The sequence below is a fragment of the Marinospirillum insulare DSM 21763 genome (genome assembly GCF_000686905.1).
Lineage (GTDB): Bacteria > Pseudomonadota > Gammaproteobacteria > Pseudomonadales > Halomonadaceae > Marinospirillum > Marinospirillum insulare.
Map to the genome: position 1 here is coordinate 1 of NZ_JMLW01000055.1, position 7,519 is coordinate 7,519.

Genomic DNA, 7,519 nt, shown 5'->3' on the forward strand with positions numbered 1-7,519 from the left:
TAGTTTTGTTTGTGTTGGAACTTACATTCTCTAAGAAACCCGACTCCTTTTCTAGTGAGCCAGATCTTTTCTACACCCTTAAATGCGAAGAGCCGCTAATACTGCATCTGCTTTACCAATTAGAACGCCATCGACTAGGTGCTGTAAGTTACCCACACCCCCAGAAGCAATCACCGGCACGCTAACAGCTTCTGCAATGGCAGAAGTAACACCTAAATCGAAACCGTTTTTGGTGCCGTCTCTGTCCATGCTAGTTAGCAAAAGTTCGCCTTTTGCCTGCAGTGCAGGCGGCGCAACTATCGAAACACTGAGAGAGTAGGTGCAGAGTCAAACCACACCAAATTTATCATCACACTAGTAGCAGGAAAACAGAAAGCTACTAACGATCCTCTTGGAGTGCTATATCGAGACTACATAAGACATGTTAATGCTTTGAAGCCAAAAATAGTTGTTATGGAAAACGTTTATGGCTTAGCGCAAGTTAAAAGCGCCAACATGATTGAAGAAATATATAAATCATTTCAAGATATTGGCTACGATGTGACTCATAGAGAGTTGATGGCTGCAGATTATGGTGTTCCTCAAAAAAGGCGTAGGCTATTTTTTGTTGCTGCAAAAAACTTACATTATTTTCAATACCCACAGCCAACACATTGTTAATCAGAGAATTTATTAGGGCTACCCATATACAAAGGTGCTGGTGAGGCAATTTTAAAACTGCCACAGGCAAGTATTAGAGATAAGTAGCACATAACAAAACTAGGCACGGTGCGCCTTTTAAGTTCACGGCGAAGCTGTAAACACAACGGGGCAGGTTCAATCGATTTGTTCTTTGACTCTGACCCCAACCCCTACAAGAGCTATTGCTTAAAGCCGATGGTAGTGTAGAACGGATTCGCCGTGCAGAAACGCTAGAAGATTACTTTGCTACGTTAAGTTTTGAGCCAAAAGCTTGGAGCGGCTCTTTATAACTTAAAAAATTAGCAGTAGTAAATCCTCTTAGAATTTTGTATTTGAGAAGGTTTAGTGCTGCTAGGTGAATTCTAGTTAAGAGTAGTGGTTGCAAATGGCTGTTGTGAAATTGGTCTAATGAGGTGTTATTCATTAGACCAATTTAATTGCTGGTATTAAGTTAAATTATTTTAGAACTCATACTTGGCACTCACTCGAATATCTCGCCCAATTTCTCTTCGGTAATCATCACTTGTTTGAAAGCTACCGGCAACTAAAGTAGTGTGAGGTGCATAGTAGTTATCGGCTAAGTTATGAATGGCTGCATAGAAAGTGAAAGGTGACTTGCTACTTGTTTTATATTTTGTACTGATATCATGAACGACATAACTGCCCCTTTTTAGTTGTTCATTATCAATACTTGCAACGGCAGTTAAGGTGTAATCAAGTGTTAAACCGTTGAATATTTCCATGCCTGTATTTAAGACAACTTTTTTACTATCAAAACCTGCTACACGTCGAATAGTAAGCGGCTCACCTGCTGATTCAATGGTGGTGTTGGTATCAATTTGTGTATAAGAAAGAGAAGCAAAAAAGTCATTGATAAAGTAACTACCCTTTAATTCAAAGCCTTTTGAAGTATGGGTTTCATCACTATTAACCATATCCGTCAGTGCAATACCGGCTTCACCAGCAACACTGGTTTTACCACCAGCATTTGTAAGACCGGATTTAGATAGAATTAAATCATCAATTTCTGTTCTAAAAAGACTCGCCCCAAACTTAAATGTATCCTTCGCGTTGAATAAACTATCCTGTGTAAAGTTATAACCCACTTCAGATCGTGTTGATTTCTCAGCTTTTAAGTCAGAAGAATAGCGGTAACCGTCGGCAATATGCATCATCCACGTAAAAGGAATGGTTCCGGTCATTCTTGATGCCTTACCATAGTTTGCGTAGATATTTGACTGCTCATTCAGTTGATATTTTAAGCCCATATTGGGTGAAAGCGTGCTATCTGACTCTTTGCCCAAGCCTGTTTCCAAATTATAGTCATCCCATCTGACGCCGTAGCGAATATCAAGATCACGGATGGTGGTAACGCCCTGTACAAATAGCGCTTTGCTATCAGATGTAATTTCCGCGTAGCCTGACGTAACATTATTACCGTTTGTGTCAGTGTAGGTCGCGCCTGTTACTTGGTCTGATGTTGATTCTTCATCCGCAATTTGAAAACCAACCGTCAAATCACTTTTAGTCGAGTATGAATCAAAATAAAAGTTATTTTGAACTTTCAAGCCAATATTATCGTTCTGGTATTCATTTTCCGCATCCACGCGATCAACTAAGATGCTCGTAAGATAAAGGTCGGTATCAAGGTTAAGAAGTTGCCCTTGACTGTAGTTATGTTGAAGACCATAGGTCGTGGTCGTAGAGGAAATTTCTTCAAGGGACTCAGGGTCTACATTAAGTCCTTTGTCACTTCCTGTTCTTCCCCATTGCATATCACCAGCGTTGGAGTTTTGATTGAGTGATATTGCCAAGCTATGGCCATTAATATCATCTACATTAAATTTTAAAAGGTAGTTTCTATCTTCATAGGCTGTACCCAGCATTTCTTGACCCTTACCATCTTCATAGTTTTCACTATTCACACCAGAAGCGGAAGCGACTAAGCCAAAATGTTTATTAAATACCTTGTAGGCTGTTAGGTTGCCTAGATTTGATTGTGTGTTGCTGTTATAGCCAGCTTTGATGCTACCACCACCGGTTTTGTTGCCTACTACAAAGTCTTTGGCATCTTTCGTTACCATGAACAGAACGCCGCCAAGAGCAGCAGATTTTGATGCATCGGGAGCCGTTTGCACATCCACAACCTTCAGAATATCCGGGTTGATGCCTAACTCATTACCTCTGTGCTGAAAGATATTTTTACCCTGCGTCGAACCATCAAGGCTGATATTAAGTGTCGAGCTTTCTACACCTCTTACATAGATACGTTTTGCATTTGAAGCTCCGCCGCCAGCAATATCAATAGATGATTCATTTTTTAGCGTCTCAAATAAAGAATTGGCCTGTTGTAATTCTTTTTGGTCGAGATCAAGCTCTAGTGAGTTTGTTTCTTTAGTTCCTGAGACGACAATCTTCTCAAGCTTTGTTGAACCAGTCGCTTGTTGATCTGCAAATACCTGTGCCGATACAACGATAGACGCCATGCATAATGCTGCATATCGATTTGGAAGATACATCTCTAAAGTCGCCTCTTAGTTGATTGAATTGTTATTTTATAACATAACATTGTAGACGTTGTTGGTTCAATAGATTTCAAAAGCGGCGTGAACTTTTTTGAGCCCTCTAGGCACACTTTAGTTATATAATGCATTTGAAATGAGTGTTGCTATTATTGCTTCAGTTGAAAACATTCATGAAATCAATAGGTTGTATTTTTTTGTGTCTTGATAGGATACAGAAAACGAAAGGGCTTACTGACTAGTAAAGGCTAGATAAGGGTTGCTGAGTAGCAAATGCCGGTTGGTTTATTGAGTAAAGGGTAGTTATGAGTACAGAGCTATACATTTTCTTTTTTATTACCACCATTATGCTTGTTTTGGTGCCTGGGCCTTCAGCTATTAGGGTTGCAACTCAAGGTGCCTCAAGTAACGCTAAAATGGCATTTTTTAGTGTGCTAGGCGTTGCCAGTGCCGATGCACTATTTTTTGCCTTATCTGCTACAGGTATTGCATCATTAATTGTGGCATCAAACCTTATATTTTCAGTTATTAAGTGGCTTGGTGTGCTTTACCTTTTTTACTTGGGTCTTTCCGCAATCTTCTCTAAAACAGCCACTATTAAAGTTAAAGCGCAAAGCACTAAAACAACAGCAACTAGGGCTTTTTCTCAAGGTTTGATTGTCCACCTAGCTAATCCTAAAGCACTGATGTACTTTGCTGCCCTTTTACCCCAGTTTATTGACCCGAACAAACCCCTTGCTTTACAGCTGTTGATTATGGGTTTTACCTGCATTTTAGCGGACTTGTTGGTTTACAGTATGTTTGGTTATGCAGGCGGACAACTAGCAAGAAGGCAGCTAAAAACTTGGGCGGTCAGTATGATTAATAAGGTGGCTGGTGTAGCCCTAATCACCACCGGCATTAGAATGGTAGGTTTAGAATCGCTAGGCAGTAAATACTAGCTATAAGAACTTTTAACTTTCACCTTTTTTATCAAGTAAAAAACCTTCTAACCCTTAGGCTAGTAGGTTTTTTGTTTTACTTTCTAAGCTTTGTTAGAAAACTCTGGGTAGGCTTCCATTCCGCATTCACTAATATCAGCACCTTGGTATTCATCTTCTGCACTAATGCGAAGACCAAAGAGCAGTTTCAGTAACCACCAGACAACAAGCGAAAGGTGGCAGCCATCAGCTGTCATGGGTCGCAAAGATTTCACCATCTTAGCCTAAAGGCTTGATGGCGGGAGTAGGTCAACATATAAGCAAGTTAAACTCTGCAATAGGTACAGGCCGACTAAAATAAAAGCCTTGGTATATATCACAACCAAACTGTTTTAAATATTCAAAGTGAGCTTCTTCTTCAATTCCTTCAGCCACCACTATAAGGTTAAAATTTTTGCTTAGATCAATAACTGACTTGACCATGATTAAATCAGATTTATCTACAAGTAAATCACGAATAAATGATTGATCAATTTTAAGTTCATTAATGGGTAAGTTCTTTAAATAACCTAAAGATGAATAACCTGTTCCAAAGTCATCTAAAGAAAAAGTTAGTCCAAAGCTTACTAACTCATTTAACTTCATCACAACTTCTTTTATATCGCCTAATACAACTGACTCTGTCACTTCTAAAACTAATTTAGAAAAATCAATCTCAGAATCGAGAATGATTTTTTTCAAATCTGGTACAAAGTTTTTCTGCCAAATTTGCTTAGCACTGACGTTAACTGATAAAGACAAATGTTTAGTTTTAGGGTTTGCCTGCCATTTTTTAAGCTGTTGGCAAGCTTGGGTTAATACCCAGTTGCCCATTGGTAAAATTAAGTTAGTTTCTTCAGCTATGGGAATAAAATCACCTGGGCTGATTAACCCCATTTCTGGATGAATCCAACGAATTAAAGCTTCGGCAGAGACTATTTTTTTTTCAAAATTGTACTGAGGCTGATAATACAAAACAAAGTCACCCTGCTTCAAAGAGTTTCGCATTTCTATCTCTAAGCGCATGGTGTAATCGAATTGCTTTTGCATCACCGGATCAAACACTGCACAGTCATTACGGCCATTCTTTTTAACCTGATATAAGGCTAAATCTGCAAGTTGTAGTAATCTAGCGGCTGTCTCTATTGTTGAATCTAAAATAGTAATGCCGATACTGGCTGTAATAAAGCAATCAATGTCACTATTTTTTTCTAGCTTTATAGAAATTTTTTGACAAATTGCTTCACGAATTTGATTGGCAATATTTTCTGCTTTAAGTGCCGCTTTAAGTGGGTTAGTGTGTAAGTCATTCAATACAAAAACAAATTCATCTCCACCAAACCTTGCGACCGTATCACCTTCATTCGCCAATGATTTAATGCGGTCTGCTACTATTACTAGCAGTTCATCACCTGTTTTATGGCCGTAAGAGTCATTGATGGTTTTAAAGTGATCTAAGTCTACAAACAGTACCGCACCACATTGTTTAGAGCGTTTAGAATGCTCAAGTGCAAGCTGTAATCTATCATTGAGTAGTGCGCGATTAGCAAGTTTGGTTAAATCATCATGAAAAGCCATAGACTCGATTTTCAACTGATTAATTTTTTGTTGCGTAATATCCTGCATGATACCAACGAGTAATACTGGCTTGCCCTGCTCATCAAACTCAATAACTTGTCCTCGGTCCCAAATCCAGATTATTTTGCCACTAGGGTGTTTAAACCGGAATTCAATATCGTAAGGAGCATTATGTTCAATTAATGCGTTAAGCGATTTAAAAACATAGTTTCGGTCTTCTTCGAGAATGCAATTTTGAAATTCTTCAATTGATTTTTCTGAATGTTTAACGCCAGTAATTTCTTCCCATCGCTTATTTTGAAATACGACATTGGTTTGCATATTCCAATCCCACATTCCTTCACCCGAAACTTCAAGCACATAATTTAAGCGTTTAGCATTGAACTCAGCTTGATTTTTGATTTCGGTTATTTCAGTAATATCTCTAGCAATGACCGCGATATTTAATTCATCACGGCTATTTTTAAAAGGAATTTTTAATGAATTAAAATAACGAATTTCGCCAGTATTACTATCAACTGATTCTTCATAAACCATTTCTGACTTGAAACGCCTCATTATACCCTGAACACTTTCCTTGAAAAGCTTGCCGTGTTCTTTGTTGCCTGTAAAAAATGAATCTTCTTTTCCTATCATTGCTGCCTGTGTTGTGCCATAAAGCTGGGCAACATGCTTGTTAACAAAAATAAAATTACCATCCCAGTTTTTCGCTACAATGGGTTCTGGAATAGCATTAACTATGTCTAATAGAAGTCTGTTTCTTTCTTTTTCGGCATCTAATTCTAATTGAAGCTGACGCGAGTTACCCATAAAAACTCCAAGTATAATTGTTTATAAGCTCATAAAATTACTAATAAGGTTATGAAAAAAATGAACATAGCACTGTTGTCTAAATAATATTATATATTAACAAAACTTGTTACTGTTATTTTGTAAAGGAAAGCCCCAAGCTAAAGGAATCGCAGGCAAAGACATTAATAATAAAAACCACAAGCTAAGAGACGCTTGCCCAAACCAGTCTGCCACTAAACCACCTGCTAAGGGCAAGAAGAAAGATAGGCTATAAGAAACCGTAAAAGCGCCTGCTGCTAACTTACCTGCTTCATGCCCCGATCTTAACTGTGGCGGTAAAGCCACCAATAAAATCAGTAAAATGCCTGCCCAAAAACTAAGCATAAAACCGAACATTAAACTTAGCCAACCACTAAATAACAACATACCTAACATACCGGCAATGGTTAAAATTAAACTAATTTTAATGGGTAGTATTCGTGCTATCCAACGCCTAGCCATAAATAGCATTAAAATTGAGGCAAACATCTGGGCTATGTTAAACCAGAAAAAAGCGGCTTCTAATAAATGGCTTTCACCCCTTGCTTCTAAAAAACTACTTAAATAGGCATTGCCGCCAAAAAATAATGAAGCACTCACTGCCAATAAAAAGCCCATACGCCAGAGCAAAGGGTCTGACCAGTTAGGTAACCAGCTTTTATTGTTTGTGCTATTAGAAGCCGTTAAAGCGTGTTGTTTAGGAAGAAATAAAAGCGCAACCACTAGCAAGGCAGGCAAAGACCAAACTATCAGCGTGAGTTGCCAGCTATTATTTAATAGAGGCATTAAAATAGGCAAGGTTAAACCTGCGCCTATAAACTCACCCATTAACATACCGTTCATATAAACCGCACTACCTAGGGCAAGCTGAGCGGGTTCTAGCCAACGGGTTAGTAAGGCAGGTAAGGCGGGCTGCATAACAGCTATGCCTAAGCCCATTAAAATACT

The 7,519-nt window shown here is 38.6% G+C and carries 5 protein-coding genes and 2 pseudogenes; 2 read left to right on the forward strand and 5 right to left on the reverse strand.

The genetic code is table 11. The features are described from left to right. Positions 1-90: 90 nt before the first annotated feature. Positions 91-270, reverse strand: a pseudogene (locus tag BP27_RS17050) (HisA/HisF-related TIM barrel protein); the annotation flags it as partial. Positions 271-348: 78 nt separating this feature from the next. On the opposite strand from BP27_RS17050, the gene BP27_RS17055 reads away from it, so the two are divergent. Next, positions 349-660 (forward strand): DNA cytosine methyltransferase, encoded by a 312-nt coding sequence (locus BP27_RS17055; protein WP_281172156.1) that lies wholly within the window; start codon positions 349-351, stop codon positions 658-660. A gap of 482 nt (positions 661-1,142) precedes the next feature. Here the strand turns inward: BP27_RS17055 and BP27_RS16380 are convergent, their stop codons facing one another. Next, positions 1,143-3,167, reverse strand: a complete 2,025-nt coding sequence (locus BP27_RS16380) for a TonB-dependent receptor domain-containing protein (protein WP_051610581.1) — start codon at positions 3,165-3,167, stop codon at positions 1,143-1,145. 341 nt (positions 3,168-3,508) lie between these two features. On the opposite strand from BP27_RS16380, the gene BP27_RS0113200 reads away from it, so the two are divergent. Beyond that, the gene (locus BP27_RS0113200) at positions 3,509-4,144 is read left to right on the forward strand and encodes a LysE family translocator (RefSeq protein WP_027851940.1); all 636 of its coding nucleotides are present in this window, start codon (positions 3,509-3,511) and stop codon (positions 4,142-4,144) included. 83 nt (positions 4,145-4,227) lie between these two features. Here BP27_RS0113200 and BP27_RS17190 read toward each other — a convergent pair. From BP27_RS17190 to BP27_RS16390, 3 genes and pseudogenes are all read right to left on the reverse strand, one after another. Then, positions 4,228-4,356: pseudogene (locus BP27_RS17190) on the reverse strand (ammonium transporter); the annotation flags it as partial. 76 nt (positions 4,357-4,432) lie between these two features. Beyond that, on the reverse strand, positions 4,433-6,550 hold the full coding sequence (locus BP27_RS16385) for a sensor domain-containing protein (protein ID WP_051610582.1): 2,118 nt from the start codon (positions 6,548-6,550) through the stop codon (positions 4,433-4,435). Between the two features lie 96 nt (positions 6,551-6,646). After that, positions 6,647-7,519, reverse strand: an 873-nt coding sequence (locus tag BP27_RS16390) for an MFS transporter (protein ID WP_036240380.1), incomplete at its 5' end; no start/stop codon positions are given.

Coding starts and splice junctions, on each gene's coding strand:
- BP27_RS16380 (WP_051610581.1), bottom strand. CDS start 3,167: ATGGCGTCTATCGTTGTATCGGCACAGGTATTTGCAGATCAACAAGCG.
- BP27_RS0113200 (WP_027851940.1), top strand. CDS start 3,509: ATGAGTACAGAGCTATACATTTTCTTTTTTATTACCACCATTATGCTT.
- BP27_RS16385 (WP_051610582.1), bottom strand. CDS start 6,550: ATGGGTAACTCGCGTCAGCTTCAATTAGAATTAGATGCCGAAAAAGAA.